The 20,602-nt window shown below is 34.2% G+C and carries 18 protein-coding genes; all 18 read right to left on the reverse strand.

Annotated features, from left to right (window positions below; all coding sequences use genetic code 11):
* Positions 1–162: 162 nt before the first annotated feature.
* The 18 genes from ACFVR2_RS13010 to ACFVR2_RS13095 all read right to left on the reverse strand — a co-directional run bounded on the left by ACFVR2_RS13010 (position 163) and on the right by ACFVR2_RS13095 (position 20,482).
* A complete protein-coding gene (locus ACFVR2_RS13010; protein ID WP_387362277.1) occupies positions 163–1,596 on the reverse strand; it encodes a S41 family peptidase in 1,434 nt (477 codons plus the stop codon).
* 178 nt (positions 1,597–1,774) lie between these two features.
* Positions 1,775–3,238 carry a catalase gene (locus ACFVR2_RS13015; RefSeq protein ID WP_387362279.1) on the reverse strand — a complete coding sequence of 488 codons (1,464 nt, stop codon included), beginning with the start codon at positions 3,236–3,238 and terminating at the stop codon, positions 1,775–1,777.
* 240 nt (positions 3,239–3,478) lie between these two features.
* A complete protein-coding gene (locus ACFVR2_RS13020) occupies positions 3,479–4,849 on the reverse strand; it encodes a murein hydrolase activator EnvC family protein (RefSeq protein ID WP_387362281.1) in 1,371 nt (456 codons plus the stop codon).
* Positions 4,850–4,978: 129 nt separating this feature from the next.
* The gene (ftsX, locus tag ACFVR2_RS13025) at positions 4,979–5,872 is read right to left on the reverse strand and encodes a permease-like cell division protein FtsX (protein ID WP_387362283.1); all 894 of its coding nucleotides are present in this window, start codon (positions 5,870–5,872) and stop codon (positions 4,979–4,981) included.
* The gene (ftsE, locus tag ACFVR2_RS13030; RefSeq protein ID WP_387362285.1) at positions 5,862–6,548 is read right to left on the reverse strand and encodes a cell division ATP-binding protein FtsE; all 687 of its coding nucleotides are present in this window, start codon (positions 6,546–6,548) and stop codon (positions 5,862–5,864) included. Before ftsE ends, ftsX begins: the two co-directional genes overlap by 11 nt.
* A 345-nt stretch (positions 6,549–6,893) precedes the next feature.
* Entirely contained in the window at positions 6,894–7,223 is a 330-nt protein-coding gene (cccB, locus tag ACFVR2_RS13035) for a cytochrome c551 (RefSeq protein ID WP_387362287.1), read from the reverse strand.
* A 70-nt stretch (positions 7,224–7,293) separates the two neighbouring features.
* The gene (locus tag ACFVR2_RS13040) at positions 7,294–8,172 is read right to left on the reverse strand and encodes a YitT family protein (protein WP_387362289.1); all 879 of its coding nucleotides are present in this window, start codon (positions 8,170–8,172) and stop codon (positions 7,294–7,296) included.
* 455 nt (positions 8,173–8,627) lie between these two features.
* A protein-coding gene (prfB, locus tag ACFVR2_RS13045) for a peptide chain release factor 2 (protein WP_387362291.1) occupies positions 8,628–9,726 on the reverse strand; the annotation gives its coding sequence in 2 pieces (ribosomal slippage) (positions 8,628–9,662 and positions 9,664–9,726; 1,098 coding nt in all).
* A gap of 138 nt (positions 9,727–9,864) precedes the next feature.
* Complete coding sequence (secA, locus tag ACFVR2_RS13050; RefSeq protein ID WP_387362293.1) at positions 9,865–12,378, reverse strand: preprotein translocase subunit SecA; 2,514 nt, start codon at positions 12,376–12,378, stop codon at positions 9,865–9,867.
* A gap of 214 nt (positions 12,379–12,592) precedes the next feature.
* Positions 12,593–13,138: a ribosome hibernation-promoting factor, HPF/YfiA family gene (gene hpf, locus ACFVR2_RS13055; protein ID WP_056469534.1), complete on the reverse strand. Its 546-nt coding sequence runs from the start codon at positions 13,136–13,138 to the stop codon at positions 12,593–12,595.
* Between the two features lie 257 nt (positions 13,139–13,395).
* Complete coding sequence (cspD, locus tag ACFVR2_RS13060; protein ID WP_056469532.1) at positions 13,396–13,593, reverse strand: cold-shock protein CspD; 198 nt, start codon at positions 13,591–13,593, stop codon at positions 13,396–13,398.
* 263 nt (positions 13,594–13,856) lie between these two features.
* Positions 13,857–15,677 (reverse strand): APC family permease, encoded by a 1,821-nt coding sequence (locus ACFVR2_RS13065; protein ID WP_387362295.1) that lies wholly within the window; start codon positions 15,675–15,677, stop codon positions 13,857–13,859.
* 343 nt (positions 15,678–16,020) lie between these two features.
* A complete protein-coding gene (locus ACFVR2_RS13070) occupies positions 16,021–16,278 on the reverse strand; it encodes a flagellar biosynthesis anti-sigma factor FlgM (RefSeq protein WP_387362297.1) in 258 nt (85 codons plus the stop codon).
* Between the two features lie 146 nt (positions 16,279–16,424).
* A complete protein-coding gene (locus ACFVR2_RS13075; RefSeq protein WP_387362299.1) occupies positions 16,425–16,955 on the reverse strand; it encodes a ComF family protein in 531 nt (176 codons plus the stop codon).
* Positions 16,956–17,101: 146 nt separating this feature from the next.
* The gene (locus ACFVR2_RS13080; RefSeq protein ID WP_387362803.1) at positions 17,102–17,446 is read right to left on the reverse strand and encodes a helicase-related protein; all 345 of its coding nucleotides are present in this window, start codon (positions 17,444–17,446) and stop codon (positions 17,102–17,104) included.
* A gap of 4 nt (positions 17,447–17,450) precedes the next feature.
* Complete coding sequence (locus ACFVR2_RS13085; protein WP_387362301.1) at positions 17,451–18,236, reverse strand: DEAD/DEAH box helicase family protein; 786 nt, start codon at positions 18,234–18,236, stop codon at positions 17,451–17,453.
* A 426-nt stretch (positions 18,237–18,662) separates the two neighbouring features.
* On the reverse strand, positions 18,663–19,505 hold the full coding sequence (locus tag ACFVR2_RS13090) for a DegV family protein (protein ID WP_387362303.1): 843 nt from the start codon (positions 19,503–19,505) through the stop codon (positions 18,663–18,665).
* A 299-nt stretch (positions 19,506–19,804) separates the two neighbouring features.
* Entirely contained in the window at positions 19,805–20,482 is a 678-nt protein-coding gene (locus ACFVR2_RS13095; RefSeq protein ID WP_387362305.1) for a response regulator, read from the reverse strand.
* Positions 20,483–20,602 lie beyond the last annotated feature (120 nt).

Raw genomic sequence — 20,602 nt, forward strand, 5'->3', positions numbered from 1 at the left:
TACTAAACTAAAACTCCTGCATGGATTGTAATTTCAAATCTATTTCCCGGGAATTATGTCAAATGAGGACGAAATAAATTTCCTCCTCTCAAATTGATCATCAACTTTTAGGAATTTGCCTATAAAAAGAGGACAATACAAAATTGTCCCCTTTTTGGATCATTATTGAGCTACCATATCTAAAGCTTTTTCTAACTGAAGATCATTCTTTTCATCTTTAATTTTATCAATTAATGATGATTCAAGTTTTTCTGAAGTTAGAGGATCAATCTTACCGTTAACAGTAATCCCAACAGCTTTTTGATAGTTCTTAACTGCTGTCTCTGTTTGCTTGCTGAAATATCCATCTTTACGGCCTGGGTCGTATCCTAATCCTTTTAACATGATTTGCGCTTGTTTAATATTTTCATCATTATCATCGAATTTAAATGTTTTCTTTTTATCAATTGGTGTCGCGTAGAAATAATCAGGTTGTTTCACAGCAACATCTGGTTTAATACCTTTTTTGTGAATCCAAGTACCATCTGGAGTTAACCATTTAAATTGTGTTAACTTAATATTACTACCATCTTTGAAATCTAATGTGGATTGTACAGTACCTTTACCATATGATTTTTCCCCAATTAATTCATAATGTCCTGCTTCACTTAATGCCGCTGCTAAAATTTCAGCTGCAGATGCACTTCCTTTATCAATTAATACGTCAATTGGATATGGTTTCGCTTTATTTAATTTAGTATAATACTTCTCACGTTGGCCATTTCTATTTTCAACTTGTAAGTATGGATCACTTTTTACAACTAATTCTCCTAAAACGCCTTCTACAGCTTGTAGATACCCGCCAGGATTTCCTCGAACGTCAATTGTTAAACCTTGGATATTTTGATCCTCTAGTTTTTTCAATTCTTTCTTGAACTCGTCAGCTGTTTTTTCATTAAATGAGGTAATATGAATATAACCAATTTTTTCGTTGTTTACGTCTTTCACTGAACTAAATACTGTATACATTGGAATATCATCGCGTTTAATTGTAAATTTAATTGGGTCCGAAACTCCTGGACGTTGTACTTCAATCGTAACATTTGTTCCTTTTTTACCACGGATTTTTAACACCGCATCATATTGAGATAAACCTTTTACACTCTTACCATCAACTGATAAAATCTCATCCTTTGGTTTCAGACCAGCCTTTTCCGCAGGAGAGTTCTTAATTGGGGAAACAATTATTAGTTTATCACCATCTTTAGAAACTTCCGCCCCAATTCCTTGGAATGATGAACCTAATGATTCATGGAACTGTTTAGCTGTCCTTCCATCCATATAAGTAGAGAACGGATCATCTAAAGTTGTTACCATCCCTTGGATTGCACCTTCAGTTAATTTATCAGGATCAATTTTTTTCACATATTGATTTGCAATGATTTCGTAAGCTTTTTGTATTTTAGCAATATTTTCATCTTCAGAAGCTTTTACTTCTTTACTCTCAGAGAATTTTGAAACAATTGTACTTGTACCGTCACCAATTGCAAATGTACCCACCCCCATACCAACAACAAATGTTGCTGTTGCAAGTAGAGCTGTTGTTTTACGATTCATACAGAACCTCCTATTTTTCGTTCCTTAAGAACGTACCAATCTATTAAATAGTGTATGTACCTTAAAAAGCATCACACAGACGTGCGATGCCATTTCTGTTCTATTATATGATAAGCCTGTATCACTTATGTTTGCAAGTAGAACACGATTTAATAAATTTTTATTAGAAGAGTTTAATTTATTTTGGTAGATGTTGCAAGTATGGTGTTAGATTAATACCTATTTTACTCGCAAGTCTCTCACCTAGTTTTGCATCTGCACGATAGAAATTACAAACTGCACGAAGCTTAATTTTTTCATCTACATCTGCTAAATCAGCGCTAATATTTTTAATAACAGCAGCCTGCTCCGCTTTACTATATCTATTCCACACTTCTCCCGCTTGGCCGAAGTCATTTGTTTTTTCTATTTTTTTGCGCTCAGAAACACCACTTAATGGCTGAACTACGTCAACATAATCTGTATCCTCTTTTGGCGTATCTGAGTAGCTATTTGGCTCAAAGTTAATTTGATGTGTCTGCTGACTAAAAGGCATATGACCATCACGTTGACCATTCGCTACTTTCGCAAAAGGACAGTTAATTGGAAGTTGTAAATAATTTGCTCCAATGCGATATCTTTGGGTATCTGAATAAGAGAATAATCTTCCTTGTAGTAACTTGTCCTCAGATGGTAATATACCAGGAACTAACACGCCTGGATTAAATCCCACTGATTCAGTTTCTGCAAATACATTTTCAGGATTTCGATTAAGGACCATCGTTCCAACAAATTGTCGAGGAATCACATCTTCAAACCAATCTTTTGTAGGGTCTAATGGATCAAAGTCGAAATCCTCCATATCTGCAGGATTTAATACTTGAACATATAAGTCCCATTCCGGGAAATCCCCGTTTTCAATTGAATCGTATAAATCTCGGCTTGCATGGTTAAAATCTTTCCCTTGAACTTCACTAGCTTCTTCCATTGAAAGATTTTCAGTTCCTTGCTTTGGTACCCAACGAAGTTTTATATAAACAGTATTACCATATTCATTGACCCATTTATATGCGTGAACACTTGAACCTCTCATTTGACGATAGTTCGCTGGAATACCTTCATCAGAAAATACATGTAATAACATATTTGTTGACTCAGGTGTTAGAGACATAAAATCCCAATATCTGTTAGGTGTTTGTAGATTAGTCCTAGGATCCGGCTTTAATGAATGGACCATATCGGGGAATTTCATTGCATCACGAATAAAGAATATAGGAAGATTATTACCCACAAAATCATAGTTACCATCTTCAGTGTAGAATTTTACAGCGAATCCTCGAGGATCACGTAATGTTTCAGGAGAATGTAATCCATGAATAACTGTTGAGAAACGAGCAAATACTGGTGTTTCTGTTCCGGCATCTTGTAAAAACTTAGCTTTCGTATATTTTTTCATACTATTTTTAGTTATGAAAACACCGTGTGCTCCAGATCCACGTGCATGCACAACACGCTCAGGTACTCTTTCACGATCAAAATGAGCTAGTTTTTCAATTAATTGATAATCCTCTAATAAAGTTGGACCTCTACGTCCCGCTGTAAGTGAATTTTCATTATCTCCAATTGGCACGCCTTGATTTGTTGTTAATCGGTTATTTGTCATATCTTTTCCCCTTAATTAGAATTATTATAATCTAGTAATAACTCTATAATAAGATAACTTGTAATGAAAATCAATATCAAATTATAATTATTATAAACTAGTAATCAATTTAATCACTTCTTAACTATGTAGGTATGATTTGCCAGTTTTATAACTCAAATTGTGATTGTGCATTTTAAACTAAAAATGACTAAATAAAAAAAAGCCTATCCTAAGATTTTAGGATAGTTTTTTAGTAAATTAAAAATTAATATATTTCATAGGATCTACTGCATTTGATTTGGCATAGTTCCATTCACCTTTGTGTAATTCAAAGTGTAAATGTTGTCCAGTAGAATGACCTGTACTTCCCATATAACCAATTTGCATACCTTTTGAAACAGTTTGTCCAGTTGATACATTAAAACTAGCTAAGTGAGCATATACGGTCGTCCATACTTGTCCATCAATGTTATGTGTAATAAATACACAATTACCATAAGTAGATGAAACATAAGCACGAATGACAACCCCATCGCCTGCTGCTACAACTGGTACACTTCCTGCCGAGGCAATATCAACACCTTCATGGAACTCTCCGCCCTCAAATGAACGTTGTCCAAATCCAGAAGAGACATAACCATTTGCTGGCCTTGTAAAGTTGCCACTAGACACGGTTGGTGTATTATCAGAACTACCGGTACTATCTGAGTTACTAGAATTAGTTGAACCATTAGAGCTTTCAGATCCACTTGAATGGTTTGTACTAGTAGATGGCTTTTTACTTTTTGCAGCAGCTTCTACTCTACGGTTAGCCTCCGCTTTACGTCTAGCCTCTGCCGCAGCTCTTTCGGCAGCTTGTTTCTTAGCGATTTCAAGCGCTTTTTGCATTGCAGCCTGCTGACTTGCTAATAATTGATCTTGTTCCTTTAAATCTAAAACATCTTCATGAGCTTCGCTTTCTTTAGCTTTTAATGAAGCCATTAATTTGTTCTTTTCGCTAACCTGACTTGCAAGTTGATTATTTAGACTCTTTAAGTTCGTTAAATCTCTTTCGATTTTTGCTTGCTTTATAGTCAAATCATCTTTTTTAGCACTAACATCTTGTAAGTCCAAGTTTTGCTGCTTAATAATGTCCTCGTCAGCCTTCATAATAATTTGTACGGCAGTCATTCGTTGAATTAAATCTCCGAAACTATTAGCACCTAAAATGACATCAATATATGATACCATTCCGCCTGATTTTTGAAGAGAACGCATACGGTTTTTCAATAACTCTTCACGAGATTTAATACGTTCTTCAATAAACTTAATTTCTTCCTTAAGTTTTGAAATTTGCTTTTTCCCATCACTAACTGCATCTTCAGTTTGGCTAACTTTTTGCTTAGTCAGTTTCATCCGAGCATCAAGTTTTTCAAGTTCCGCAACAACTTCTTTCTGGTCATGCTTTATATCAACAATTTTGTTGTTTGTTGCATCCGTCTTATCCTTAACATCACTACGCTTCTTTTTAATGCGGTCAATTTCAGATTGGTATTTACTTTCAGCAAAAGAAACGGATGGGATAGCACCGATGATGAAAGTACTGCATAACATAATCGTTATTACTTTCGTTGATTTTCTCTTATTCATCTAAGATCCCTCCTTATATGTATATAGAAAAGCTCTAGTACCTGTATCAACTCAAGATAGACGTTAAATTGGGAACTAGAGCTTATCAATCGTATTAAACTATTAAAACTATTAATGAAAAATTTAATCTTATTTACGTAAAAACTTACGAATTGACATAACAGAACCCCACATCCCGATTACTGCACCTATCCCTATTAAAATTGTAGATAGCTGGTACACAAACGGCGAAAATGGTAATAATGTAAACATTGTTCCTGCTAATTTTGGCATTAGCATATTATAAATGACCTTATAGCCAGTTAATAGTAAAATAATTGGAATAACTGATCCTAATACACCTAGCAGTAAACCTTCTATTAGGAACGGCCAACGAATAAAATTATTTGTTGCCCCTACCAATCTCATAATCTCAATTTCACGTCGTCTTGCCATGATCGTAATTTTGATAGTATTAGAGATTAAGAACATCGCAGTAAATAATAGACCGATAATCAGTACTAAACCGATGTTACGCCCTACCGAAACTGCATTAAATAATTTTTGAACTTGTTTTTTACCATAAATTACTTCATCAATATATTTTAAGCCTTCAATTTTTTTGGCTACTGGTGCGATTTGTTCTGGGGAATCTGTTTTAACAATATACGTATCATTTAATGGATTTTGCTGTTCAAACAGTTTGAATGCTTTCCCATCTTCCCCCATACTTTTGATTAGATTGTTTAGTTCTTGATCTTTCGACGAGAACTTTACAGTCGTTACATGATCTAATTTTTTGATTTCTTCTTTTAAAATAGCTTGTTGCTCTTTGTTTGCTGTTAAATCCACTAAAACACGTACTTCTACATCTTTTTCTAGAGTTGTTCCAATATGGTTAACATTCAAAATTACGGTTAAAAATACGCCAACAAGCATTAGAGTAACTGCTACAGCACTTACCGATGCAAACGTCATCCAACCATTTCGTTTTAAACTACGTAGTCCCTCACGAACATGTCTTTTTGCAGTTCTAGCTTTCATAACCGTACACTCCTCTCGCTTGGTCGCGTACAATTTTTCCAGCTTCAATTGCAATTACACGTCGCTTAATCGTATTTACAATATCTTTATTATGAGTTGCCATTACTACAGTTGTTCCACGATCATTGATTTCTTTAAATATATCCATAATTTCCCATGTGGTTTCAGGGTCTAGGTTACCCGTTGGCTCATCGGCGATCACTACTTGTGGTTTATTTACAATAGAACGGGCAATCGAAACACGTTGCTGTTCACCACCAGAAAGCTCTGTTGGTAAGAATCGCGCTTTATGTTTTAACTTAACAAGTTCAAGTACTTCCATAACTCTTTTCTTTATTGTTTTCGGATTTTCTTCAATAACTTCAAGTGCAAATGCAATATTTTCATAAACTGATAAAGTCGGTAATAATTTATAGTCTTGGAAAACTACTCCAATATTTCTACGTAATAAAGGAACCTTTTTATCCTTCATATGGCTTAAATCAATTCCATTAATTAAGATCGTACCCTTTGATGGTCTTTCTTCACGGTACATCATTTTAATGAATGTCGACTTCCCGGCACCACTTGGTCCCACGACATACACAAATTCACCTTGGCGAATTTTTACATTAATACCATCTACCGCAAGAACACCATTAGGATAAGTCTTATAAACATCTTTTAACTCAATCATGACATTCTCCTTAATTTTTTGTTCCGTTTTCTTCTATTAAACTATATAAGATCCACTCTGGATGAAATTATACTTAACTTTACTTGATCTTGATCTTATTCTCTCGCCTGCTATTTACATATTTCGATAATTTCAGCTAAGCTCCTCTATTATACCACTTAAAAAATGTCAAAATTGATAAATTTATGTTACATTTTAATAATAGTCAAGATTATTTCCGAACGTTTTACGAGCTTGTTTAACAAATTATGGAAAAATGTAATTAAAATGAAAAGAAACAGACCTTTTCTAATTAACAGAAAATTGTCTGTTTCTTTAATTTTTTTCCATAGAATTTAAAACATTTTATTTTTTAGTAGCAAGCCATTTCGCTACACTTTTCGCGTCATTTCCTTGAACAACTCCACTAGGCATTGAACCTCTACCATCATGGATAATATTTTCTATTTCTTTTTCAGAATATTTTGCTCCGACCTTTTTTAAGCTTGGTCCAATTATCCCTTCAAGTTCTCCACCATGGCAGCTAGCACAGCTTTGTTTAAATAACTTTTCCCCATTTGCAACCGAAACCGGCTCACTTGAATCATTCTTTTTACTTGTATTATTATTTGAACCACATGCTGTAATCGATAACAGCATACCACCAGTTATAAAAGCAAGAAGTAGCTTTTTCACAAAAATCATCGCCCCTTTAAAAATCCCATAGCTATAGTCTACTACTAATAAAAATATTTATTTTACCTTTTTATGTCAAATTTGTGAAACCTTCTCCAAGAACTTCTGTTGCATCCACGACTGTAATGAAAGCATTTCGATCAACTGACCGAACGATATCCCGAAGAGAAGAAAATTCAGTTTGATCAAGTACACACATTAATACTAAACGGTCTTCATTTGTATATCCACCAACACCAGTTAGCTTTGTTACTCCACGATCTAATTCGTGAACTATTGCGGCTGTTACAGGCTCCACTTCTGATGTAATGATTAGTGCCATTTTTGATCTAGCAAGACCAATTTGAACTAAATCGATTGTTTTACTCGTAACAAAAAGTGCAATCAGTGCATACATACCACTTTCAAGATTAAAAACAATTGCTGATGTAAGAACAATTAATCCGTCGATAAATGCTACACAAACCCCAAGTGATAATCCAGTATATTTATGAACAATTTGAGCTGCTAAATCTGTTCCACCAGTAGAAGCTTTCCCACGGAACACGATTCCTAGACCTAAACCAATAAATAGTCCACCAAAAATTGATGCCAAAAGTGGATTATCAGTTGCTGGTTTTATATTGTATAAATCAACTAAATAAACAACAAGTGGAATAAAAATTGTTCCAACTAATGTTTTAGCGCCAAATTGTCTACCTAAGAAAGTTATCCCTGCAATAAATAAAGGTATATTAAATGCCCATTGTACAAATGCAGGATTAAATCCCATCGTACTCTTTAATATCGTCGAAATACCACTTACCCCACCAGAAGCAATATGATTTGGTAATAAAAACACACAAAACGCGACAGCAATAATTGCAGAACCAACTAACACAAAAAAGTACTCAAAAAACGTTTTTCCCCACCCTACAGTTAGAGCAGTAGAATATCTGACCTTTTTCAAACTTATCCCCCTCAATATTTCTCACTAACAGACAACTTTTCTATTTTATATCCTTTTTATCGGATACTCTCTCTATTTTTTATTATGAAAAAAACAATAAGATTTAATTACATATAAACAAAATTTACTTTCTTCCATTTGTAAAACACCTTAAAAATAAATATGATTCATGTAACTCCCTCACATTAGTAAGGCAAAATCCTTACTAACCCCCTAAGGAAAAAAGCTCAAAAGAATAACATCTCCTAACTTAGAAGTTGTCCGTTTAGACAAAGTCCAAAAAATTGATGTTTAGATTAATCGCAAGCATTTGGCGGGCAGTCTGATAGAAGATGTTTTAGGTTAAAAGATGGATTTACAGACCAACTTATGATTAAATATACCTCTTTTGTCCCCAAAGATTAGGGCTGGTAAGAAAGAAGTTTCCCCCAATCTTATCAGCCCATTTTTCAACATTAAATCTTAGAACGTAAGTAAGCATCAATAAATGGATCAAGATCTCCATCCATTACTGCATGTACATTACCAACCTCTGTGTTTGTTCGATGATCTTTAACCATTGAGTATGGGTGGAAAACATATGAACGAATTTGACTTCCCCAGCCAATTTCTTTTTGTTCTCCACGGATTTCATCTAGTTGAGCTTGTTGCTCTTCTATTTTACGTTGATATAGTTTTGCTTTTAACATTTTCATTGCATGTTCACGGTTTTTAATTTGTGAACGCTCTGTTTGACATGTTACTACTGTGTTAGTTGGTACATGTGTAATACGTACTGCTGAGTCAGTTGTATTAATGTGCTGACCACCTGCTCCACTTGCACGATACGTATCAATTTTTAAATCTTCTGTACGTATATCGATTTCAATTTCTTCATTGAACTCAGGCATTATTTCACAAGAAACGAAAGACGTATGACGACGACCTGATGAATCGAATGGAGATATACGCACTAAACGATGAACGCCTTTTTCTGCTTTTAAATAGCCATATGCATTATGACCTTTAATCGCTAAAGTTACACTCTTAATACCAGCCTCATCACCAGGTAGATAATCTAAAGTTTCGACTTTAAATCCACGTTTTTCAGCCCATCTAGTATACATACGTAATAACATTGAACCCCAATCTTGAGACTCGGTTCCACCTGCTCCTGGATGAAGCTCAAGAATTGCATTATTTTTATCATATGGCTCGCTTAATAATAATTGAAGTTCGAAATCATTTAGTTTTCCAGTTAAAGATTTTACTTCAGTTATTAGTTCTTCAAATAGTTCATCGTCATTTTCTTCTTTAACTAACTCATATGTTACTTCAAGATTCTCATATCCATCATTTAAATCATTGAATTCATTAATAACCTCTTTTAAACCATTCACTTCACTAATTACTACTTGTGCAGATTTTTGATCATCCCAAAAATCTGGCTCTGACATAAACGCTTCAAGCTCCTCTAGTCTTGCTTGTTTTGTTTCGACGTCAAAGAGACCCCCTAAATGCTTGAAGGCGTTTCGCCATCTTTTCTAGTTCTTGCTTTACTTCTACTAATTCCATTACATAACACCTCGATTAAATTTTACGAACAATAAAAAGCAGGTAAAGACAAGTAGTAAAGTAAGAATAACCTTTAAAAGTTACTCCTCTCTTTTATAACTACTTGCCCTTGCCCCTTTTCATATAGTTTCTATTTTATTAGATTCCTTTACCGTGGCAGTTTTTATACTTCTTACCTGATCCACAAGGACAATCTTCATTACGGCCAGTCTCTTCGCCTTTTACGATTGGTTTTTTCTTTACTTCACCATCACCATCATTACTTACATGAATTGCATCGCCTTGTACAGCTTCACGCTCTACGTCAGCTTCAATTTCAGCTTTCATAATAATGCGAGATACTTCTTCTTCAATTGAAGCAATCATCTCTTCAAACATTGCGAAGCCTTCCATTTGATATTCACGTAGTGGATCAATTTGTGCATATGCACGTAAATGGATTCCTTCACGAAGTTGATCCATAGAATCGATATGAGCCATCCACTTGTTATCAACAGTACGTAATAATACAACTTTTTCAAACTCACGCATTTGTTCAATTGGTAAAGCTACTTGTTTTTCTTCGTAACGCTCGAATACTGTTTTTTGAATTAATTCAACCATTTCATCTGGTTCAATTACACGTAATTGTTCAACTGCAATTTCATCTTCATTTAATAAGTTTGCTTCTAAGAAATCAATGATTCCTTCTACATTCCACTCTTCTTGAAGTTGTTCGTTTGGAGTATGAGCTTGAACTACTCTATTAATAGTACCTTCAATCATATTCTTAACGATTGGTTGTAAATCAGTTGAATCAATAACTTCAGAACGTTGAGCATAAATAACTTCACGTTGTTGACGTAATACATCATCGTATTGAAGTAATTGTTTACGAGCATCAAAGTTATTACCTTCTACTCGTTTTTGTGCGGATTCAACTGCACGAGAAACCATTTTACTTTCAATCGGTTGAGAATCATCTAATCCTAAACGGTCCATCATAACTGATAAATTATCTGAACCAAAACGACGCATTAATTCATCTTCCATTGATAAATAGAAAGTTGTCACACCAGGGTCTCCTTGACGACCAGAACGACCACGTAACTGATTATCAATACGACGGCTTTCATGACGCTCAGTACCAATAACAGCTAATCCACCAAGCTCACGAATGCCTTCACCTAATTTAATATCTGTACCACGACCAGCCATGTTTGTCGCAATAGTAACTGCGCCACGGTGACCAGCTAATGCGATAATATCTGCCTCACGTTCATGGTTTTTCGCATTTAATACTTCGTGTTTAACACCTTTACGTTTTAACAATTGAGATATTAACTCCGAAGTCTCGATCGCTACTGTACCAACTAGAACCGGTTGTCCAGCTTTGTAACGCTCAACGATTTCATCAACAACAGCATTAAATTTGCCAGTCATTGTTTTGTATACTAGATCAGGTTTATCCATACGAGCGATTGGTCGGTTCGTAGGAATAACTAGAACATTCATATTGTAAATATTACGGAATTCTTCTTCCTCAGTTTTAGCTGTACCTGTCATACCCGAAAGTTTTTTGTACATACGGAAGTAGTTTTGGAAAGTAATTGTCGCAAGCGTCATACTTTCGTTTTGAATTTTTAGTCCTTCTTTTGCTTCGATTGCCTGGTGAAGACCTTCACTGTAGCGGCGACCTTTCATCAAACGACCAGTAAATTGGTCAACGATAACAATTTCACCATCTTGAACTACATAATCTACATCATGAGTCATCGTAACATGAGCACGTAATGCCTGAGTAATATGATGGTTTAAGTTAACATTTTTCAAATCAAATAGGTTTTCTACGCCAAAAGCTTTCTCTGCGCGTGAAATACCATCTTCAGTTAATAAAACAGATTTTGTTTTTACATCGTACGTATAATCTTTGTCTAGCTTAAGCATTCCAACAAATGCATTCGCTGCAATATAAGATTGTGCAGACTGTTTTGCTTGTCCAGAAATAATTAATGGAGTACGCGCTTCGTCAATTAAAATTGAGTCAACCTCATCGATAATAGCATAGTTTAGTGGACGTTGTACTCGTTGTTCAGCGTATACAACCATGTTATCACGTAAATAGTCAAATCCTAATTCATTATTTGTACTATAAGTAATATCACAAGCATATGCTTCACGCTTTTCATCTGGTTCCATACTATTTAAATTTAGACCAACAGTAAGTCCTAAGAACTCATATAATTGACCCATTTCACGAGCATCACGACTAGCTAAGTATTCATTGACTGTAACAACGTGAACACCTTCGCTACTTAATGCATTTAAGTAAACAGGTAAAGTGGAAGTTAAAGTTTTACCTTCCCCAGTTTTCATTTCTGAGATATTACCTTCATGTAAAGAAATTCCACCTAATAACTGTACAGGATATGGAGTCATACCAAGCACACGAGTAGCACCTTCACGAACAACGGCAAACGCTTCAACTAAAATATCATCAAGAGTTTCACCTTTTTGAATACGCTCTTTAAATTCAAATGTTTTACCTCTAAGTTCATCATCAGATAATTTTGTATACTGATCCTGTAAAGATAAAACTTGATCAACTTGTTTTTGCATTTTATTTAATTGTCGCTGATTAAGATCAAAAACCTTTTTTATCATTCCAAGCATTCGTAACGCTCCTCTATTATAAAGTCATAAACTAAAATGTCATTAAGTTAGTAGATACTATTTCTAATTTTATCATTAAATGAAGATAAGTGACAACCTTATGTCGAGAATGTTCTATTAGAATTAATTAATATTTTTGAAAATAAGCAAAAAAACCAAAAAAGGACTAAGCTAATTGTTCTGCTCAGTCCTTTTATTATTATTTTTATTAATTTTATTTGGCTTCAATTAAACCATAACGACCATCTTTTCTAGCGTAAACGATGTTCGTTTTATTTGTTTCACCATTTAAGAATACAAAGAAGTTATGACCTAACATATTCATCTGTAGCACTGCTTCTTCTGCATCCATAGGTTTTAAATCAAATTGCTTTGTTCGAACTAACTCAATATCATTTTCGTGCTCTTCTACTGCAACAGCTGATTCAGTAGTTGATGGTGCAAACATGAATTTTAATGAGCCTTTTTCTCTTAACTTGCGATTTACTTTCGTTTTATGTTTTCTAATTTGACGATCTAGTTTATCAATAACTAAATCGACAGCTGCATACAAATCTGCATGTTCTTCTTCTGCACGTAATAACATATACGTTCCAGGAATAGTTACTTCAATTCTTTGCTTGTCGTGGAATACTTTAGCATTAACTCTCGCCGTTAACTCTTCGTCAAAATAACGATCAAATCGCGATAATTTTTTATCTACGTAATCACGAATCGCTGGAGTAATTTCAATATTTTCGCCTCGGATGTTTAGCATCATATGGGTTTCCTCCTTCATCAAGCTCCAAAAGTGAAAGCTGTCATACTTATATTCTACACTTCTTTCTCTATTTCCTCCTTGAAATTTTTGTCAAATATGAGAAATCTCTGTGTCCATTTAATGAACTTTTTGGTATAGATTAGATTATTATTTATAAAGATACTCAATAATTTAAAACAAACAAAGGCTTACTCAAAATGAGTAAGCCCTCGTGGTCCGAATCTATATAAGCAAATATTTACTTATTAACGGATAAATTAAATTTTAGTAACATTAGCAGCTTGAGGTCCACGGTTACCTTCAACGATTTCGAAGCTAACTGCTTGGCCTTCTTCTAAAGATTTGTATCCTTCTGCGTTGATAGCTGAGAAATGTACGAATACATCGTCTCCATCTTCACGCTCGATAAATCCAAAACCTTTTTCTGCATTAAACCATTTTACTTTACCTTGCATTCAAATCCATTCCCTTCAGTCGAAAACTTGTGAATCTTCTCCACAATTCAACTATACATCATAAAACTAGAACAAGTCAAAAGTAGCTTATCGCCTTTTTTTTCACGAATTCGACAAATAACGAAAAATTCTAACTATTCCCTTACCTATCATATTCGCTTACCTTCTGACTTGTCCCATTATTATTTTCCTGTTTTTATGAAAAGAAAATTTATATCATTTTTCCTACTAAAGTGTTTTTCCTTCTTCAAAACCCCTGCCCTCTACACCTTAAATCTATAAGGTACAGTCGTTACAATAACACTTCGTTTATGAAGTAAATACGCTCGTAGTAATAAGCTTGATTGATTATGTAAAACATTATGCCAATTTTTCCTCGTAATAAACTGTGGTATTAAAACTGTAATTTCAAAGCCTTGTTCATGAGCTTTAGCTTCCATTTCATCTATTACTTTTAAAAGTGGTCTAGTAATTTCTCGATACTCGGAATGTTCAACAATGAGTTTTACGTTAGGATTCCAAGCCTCCCACTTTTCTCTCATTTGCTCTTCACTTTCTTTATCAAAAGAAATGTAAACAGCATAAACTTCATCCGCAATACCTTGAGCATATTGCATTGTACGTTCAACTACTTTTGTAATCCCAGCAACAGGCACAACCATGATATTTCCACTGATTTTTTCAGGAATATCATTATTTAATCTTAATTGGTCACCCACTGCTTCATAATGCTTACGAATTCTTAAGAATAGAATAACAATCAAAGGTAAGAAAACAAAAATTGACCAAACTTGATTTAACTTAGTAGTTAAGAAAATAATCGAAACTGTTGCTGAAATAAATGCTCCAACGAAGTTTGCAATTAATTTCGGGAACCAGCCTGCCGGTTTTTCTCTAATCCATTTAATTACCATACCTGTTTGAGAAAGTGTAAATGGTACGAATACACCAACCGCATACAATGGAATTAATTCTTCTGTTTTACCTTGGAAAGCAATAATTAGTAAAATTGAAGCTACACCAAGTGTAATAATACCATTTGAATATCCTAAACGATCTCCTCGAAGTAAATACATTCTAGGCATAAATTTATCACTAGCTAAGTTATAAGCAAGTAATGGGAATGCTGAAAATCCTGTATTAGCTGCTAATACAAGGATAAGCGCTGTTGTACCTTGTACAAAGTAATAGATTACATTTCGTCCGAAAATATCAGAACCTAATTGAGACATAACCGTTTCTTCTGCATTTGGTACAATTCCATACCAGTAAGCTAAAAACATTATTCCCGAGAATAGTACTGCTAAAATCGAACCCATCATCAATAGTGTTTTTGCCGCATTTTTATCTGAAGGCACTTTAAAGTTCGGAATAGCATTTGAAATTGCTTCTACACCAGTTAAGGCTGAGCAACCAGATGAAAATGCCTTTAAAAGAATAAAGAGCGAAATCCCTGGAACAACCGTACCAATCGCTGAATGTGCTGTTTGTGGCGCATGGCCTGTAAAAACATTGTATAAACCTACGATAATGATAATAACAAGTGCTACAACGAATAAATAAACTGGATATGCCAAAATCGAAGCAGATTCAGTTAGCCCGCGTAAGTTTAAAATTGTAATACAAATAACTAAGATAACAGCAATAAAGACTGTATGAGTATGCAAAATTGGGAAAGCGGACGTAATCGCATCCGTTCCTGCTGACACACTAACCGCTACTGTCAAGATATAGTCAACTAACAAGGATCCACCGGCAACTAAACCTGGAATAACACCGAGGTTTTGTTTCGACACGACATAAGCGCCTCCACCATGAGGATAACTAAAAATAATTTGGCGGTAAGATAAAATTAATGCTAATAATAAAATCAGAACGCCTATACCAATCGGAACCGAATACCAATACGCTACCGCTCCAACCGTAGTTAAAACGATCAAAATCTGCTCTGGACCGTATGCTACTGAAGAAAGCGCATCTGACGATAGGATCGCCAAGGCCTTCGTATTCGATAACCTTTGTTCACTTAACTCTGTTGACTTAAGTGGTTTACCAATTAAGTATCGTTTTAAAATCGATAACATATGTACACCTCTACATAAAAAGTTAAAAACTAAACCATTTGAGTTTATCACATTATTAGAAAAAATTGTGTGATATATTAAGAAAATCTTTCCATTATTTTATTAAGTTATTATCAAAATAATTAATATTAACTTTCCTCCAAATCAAATTAAAATACTATAAAATGAAAGACCACTTTTAAAACTTCACAACTCAAATAGCAGAGGCTTTAATATTGTATGAAAATCCTTACTTATTTCCTTACCTACACACAGAAAGAACTTAACATTTTTGCTAAGTTCTTTCCTATTTCTTCTTATATAGTAACAATTTTAGTAACAACCCGGTTTTTGTTGTTGGCCTTTATTTCTTATTAAAATAGCTAAGCATTTTTTCAGCCACTTTCATTGGTTGAACTTTGTATGTTCCCTCGTCAATTTGTTTTTTTAATTGCTGTATACGTTCATCACGTTTAGCGATTATCTGATTGGCGATTAGATTATCCTTGGCTTGAGGGGAGATTTCTATTTTTCCTTCTTGTTCTCGTTTATTAAGTTCGATTTTTTCTATATTGTATTCATGTAAATGAACTTTATCCTCATCAGATGTATTACCCTTCACTTTTCTCACCTCATCGCTAATCGTTTTATACCTCGTCACTTTATTATTAATTATATTTTTGTTTTATTCTGTCCAATGACCACTATTTATATCGGTAAAACTCGTCGTAAAATTAAGTTCTTTTATACATGACAGGTAACCTAGCTTTATGCCCGAATTAATGTGAGTGAATGCACTTCAGTAGCACCATTTTGTAACAATATGGTTGCAGCATCTTGTACCGTTTTACCAGTTGTATACACATCATCAAGTATTACGATCGATTCGTTATCGATTTTTTCCACACCACAAAAAGAAAAAACTTGTTCACGGCTTAGTCTTTCATAACGGTTTAGCTTACTTTGTTTTTCAGTATGAATTCTTTCTAAACAATTTGTTAAATTTAAACCTGCATATTGTGCGAGCACTTCAACTTGATTAAAACCTCGTTCCTTTAGTCTCTCATCACTAAGTGGTATTGGAACTATTTTATAATTTTTGAAAGAATTTTCATAGTATTCCCTCAAATCACTTGCAAATATAGATGCTAATTGAACATCACCACAAAATTTAAAATTATTGAGCCACTCTTTTACTTCATTTGTGTAATGAAATATCGACTTATTAATAATTAACGGCATATCTTGCTTTAAACTCATATACTCTAAACAATTTTTACAATGCTTTTGATTCTCCATAATGTAACCACAACAAATTTCACAAACAGGATCAATAATTTTTTTAAACTTCGATAGACATTGTGAACAAGCTGATTCATTGCTTAGAAAAAACAATTTATGCAAGGAAAACTTCTCAATAAAGCGAACACCACAATATACACAAATCACTTATTATCCAACCAGCCTTTCTCAATCCCTAAATGATTCATTAGAAGTATTTGCTTTTTAGCTTTGACCATTTCTTCGCTAATTCCATTATGAAAAAAGATAACCTCTCCATTTGCATAATTAATATGTCTACCAGCACGACCAGCAATTTGAACTAGTGCGCTTTCAGTAAAAATCTCATCATCAGCGCCTAGTACCGCAATTTGGCTATTCGAAATCGTAACGCCTCTCTCTAAAATTGTCGTTGTGATTAAAACTTGAGTATCACCATTTCGAAAAGCACTTACTTTTTCATGCCTTTGTGGATCTTGACTATGAACTGATGCTGATTTAACTGTTATCTTTTTAACAGCCTCCTTCTATAAAAATACATTCATTAATTGTAGGGACAAACAAAAAGATCGGGCAGCCCTTTTGAATAAATAATTTTATCCATTTTTCTAAAAAAGTTGGAAGTTTTTGTGATTTGCGGATGGTTTTACGCCAGTTACCAATCCATTCAAAGCTCGGTACTGGTAGGGGTTGCCTATGGTATCTTGCGGGGACCATTACATTTTTGATTTTATCTTTAAGTGCAAGTAGTTGTTGTTCACTAGAGGGGGTAGCAGTCATTTGTACTGTAGAACCATTAATTGTTCTTGATTCTTTTGCAACCCAGTGCAAATGTGTTTCAATATTATAAGGAAAAGCATCAACTTCATCGATAATCAATAAGTGGAAGGTATGCCTAAATTTCATTAACTGATGTACTGTACAAATCGTTATCCTATTTCCTTCCCATACCTCTTCACTACCTCCATAAAGTACTGCAATTGAAATAGTAGGGAAGGATTGTCTGAATCTAATCGCTAGCTCTAACACAACGTCTACTCGAGGTGTTGTAATACAAATGAATTTACCTTGCTGAAGTGCAGCTTCAATCCCTTCAAACAACATTTCTGTTTTTCCTGCACCACAAACTGCCCAAAGTAACAAATTCTGATTTTCGTTCACAGCTTCAACTACTTTAATAGATGCTTCTTTTTGCTGAGGTGAAAGTTTACCATCCCATTCGAGCCCAGTAATTGAAGAATCTAACTTCATATCAACTTCATTAATGACTAGCTCTGTACATGTCGACATTTTCCCCATAATGATACATTTCCGACAATACGTACACTGTGATGAACATTTCGCACAAAAATGAGTGGCGAAAAAGAGTTGATTTTGATTACCACAACGGAAGCATTGATAACGAGTTTTAACTTTTTGAACCGCTTGAATAACTAGACTTGTTGGAGGGATGTCCTGATGGTTTATTGTGGGGAGAAGTTGGAGTTTTCTACCGTAAAATTTGTCCATTTATTAACCTACTTTCTTTTAATGATTACCTAATATGGGCTTCTTTCAATATTACATTCAATCAATCACTAATAACATGAACACTAGTGAAAATTTCTTGTCAGCAATATAAATAATTTGTGTCATTAACAATTGTTAAGCATACCCAAATAATTACGATAATAAATTTTCACTGCACAAAAATAAAAGAAAGCCCCTAATCAAAGGAGCTCCTTCTCAAACAACATACCAACCCAACCCTAAAGCACCTTCACCAAGATGCGTTCCAATTACTGGACCAAAATATGAAGTTTCTAATTCAACATTTGGATATGTTTCACTAAGTTGTTGGGCTAATTTTTTTGCATCTTCTTCACGATTTGAGTGAATAACGACTGCTTTCATATTTTCGCCTTTTGATGCAACTTCGCCAAATAAATCTGTAATTCGTTTCATTGCCTTTTTTTCAGTTCGGATTTTTTCAAAGGCTACAATTTGTTTGTCTACAAATGTTAGAATTGGCTTTACTTGTAGCAAACTTCCTACAAATGCTTGTGCACTTGAAAGTCTTCCACCGCGTTGTAGGTGATCTAAATCAAAAACCATGAAGTAAGCATTAGCGGATAGTTTTATTTCATCTAAACGCTCAATGATTTCAGTTGGTCCAGCACCTTTCTTTGCCATTTTCGCAGCATCTATGACATAAAACCCTTGGACCATGCAGCTAATCTCCGAATCATAAGCGACTACTTCTAAGTTATCAATCATTGACCCAGCTGATACAATACTCTGATATGTTCCACTAATTCCACTTGATAAAGTGATTGCAACAACTGCGTCATATTCTTTTGATAGCTGTTCAAATTTTTCAATTATCGTGCCGTATGCAGGCTGTGAAGTTTTTGGAAGCTCCTTTTGTTCTCGGACCTTGAGGAAAAATTGTTCGGCTGTAATTTCAACCTCTTCTTGGTAGGACGCATCTCCGAAGATTACATTAAGAGGTAACATATGTATATCTAAAGAATCTCTTACTTCCTTGGGGATATAAGATGTACTATCTGTAACAATTGCAGTTCTCATTGTCATATCCTTTCTTATTATATATAGTAACGTTTAACTATGTATTTAATGGTTTAATTTTACACAACTAATTAAGTAAAATCATTGTATTTCATTCTCTTTACTCTGAGCCAATTCGACAATTCAGTTAGACTTAGAAAGACTTATTATACTTAAAAGCCTATTTATTGAAAAGAAAAAGTGGGCATTTTATTGATTCTATGCTTCAGACTAAAAAAGTGATAAATCAAATTGATTGTACTTTGTCTACAAACTAAAACAGAGTACCGATCATCCGATACTCTGTTTTTTGTACCTAACTATTTCACTTCTACCCAAGCGTTACGAATTGCCGTTACTACAGCATGAGTTCGGTCATTTACTTCTAGCTTTTGCAGAATATTACTTACATGGTTTTTGACAGTTTTTTCACTAATGAAGAGAGCTTCACCAATAGCACGGTTACTTTTACCATCTGCTAGCATTTGAAGTACTTCACATTCTCTTCTAGTAAGTAAATGTAATGGACGGCGTACTTCTATTTCACGAGATTTAAATAATTGTTCCTTAAGTGATAGTCTTCTAAATTCTTCTACTAGGTTGTGGGTAATCTTCGGGTGTAAATAACATCCACCTTTTGTAACGACTTTAATCGCTTCAATTAGGGTATCTGAGTCCATTTCTTTTAGTAAATAGCCTCTTGCACCCACTTTTAGGACATGAGTTACATAGGATTCATCATCATGAATTGACAAAATAATTACTTTTGCATCAGGATATTTTTCTAGTAATGCTTTTGTAGCAGTTACTCCGTTCATTGTCGGCATGTTTATATCAACAATAAATATATCTACTTGATTTTGATCCATGATACTTACAACCTCTGTACCGTCTGAACCTTCAGCAACAACATCAAAACTCTCTTCAAAATCTAGGATTCTCTTAATTCCTTCACGAAACAGTTTATGATCATCTACAATTGCAATTCTAGTTTTCATTTCATTACTCCTCTGTTTATTTGTTCTCGTTTGCTAATCTATCGAAATTTGTAGAAATTGGTATTTTTTTCTAAATTATAGTATATTTTAACATATTTTATGGATGGTTTGGACGCAAAT

It is taken from the genome of Gottfriedia sp. NPDC057991 (assembly GCF_042886615.1).
GTDB lineage: Bacteria > Bacillota > Bacilli > Bacillales > Bacillaceae_G > Gottfriedia.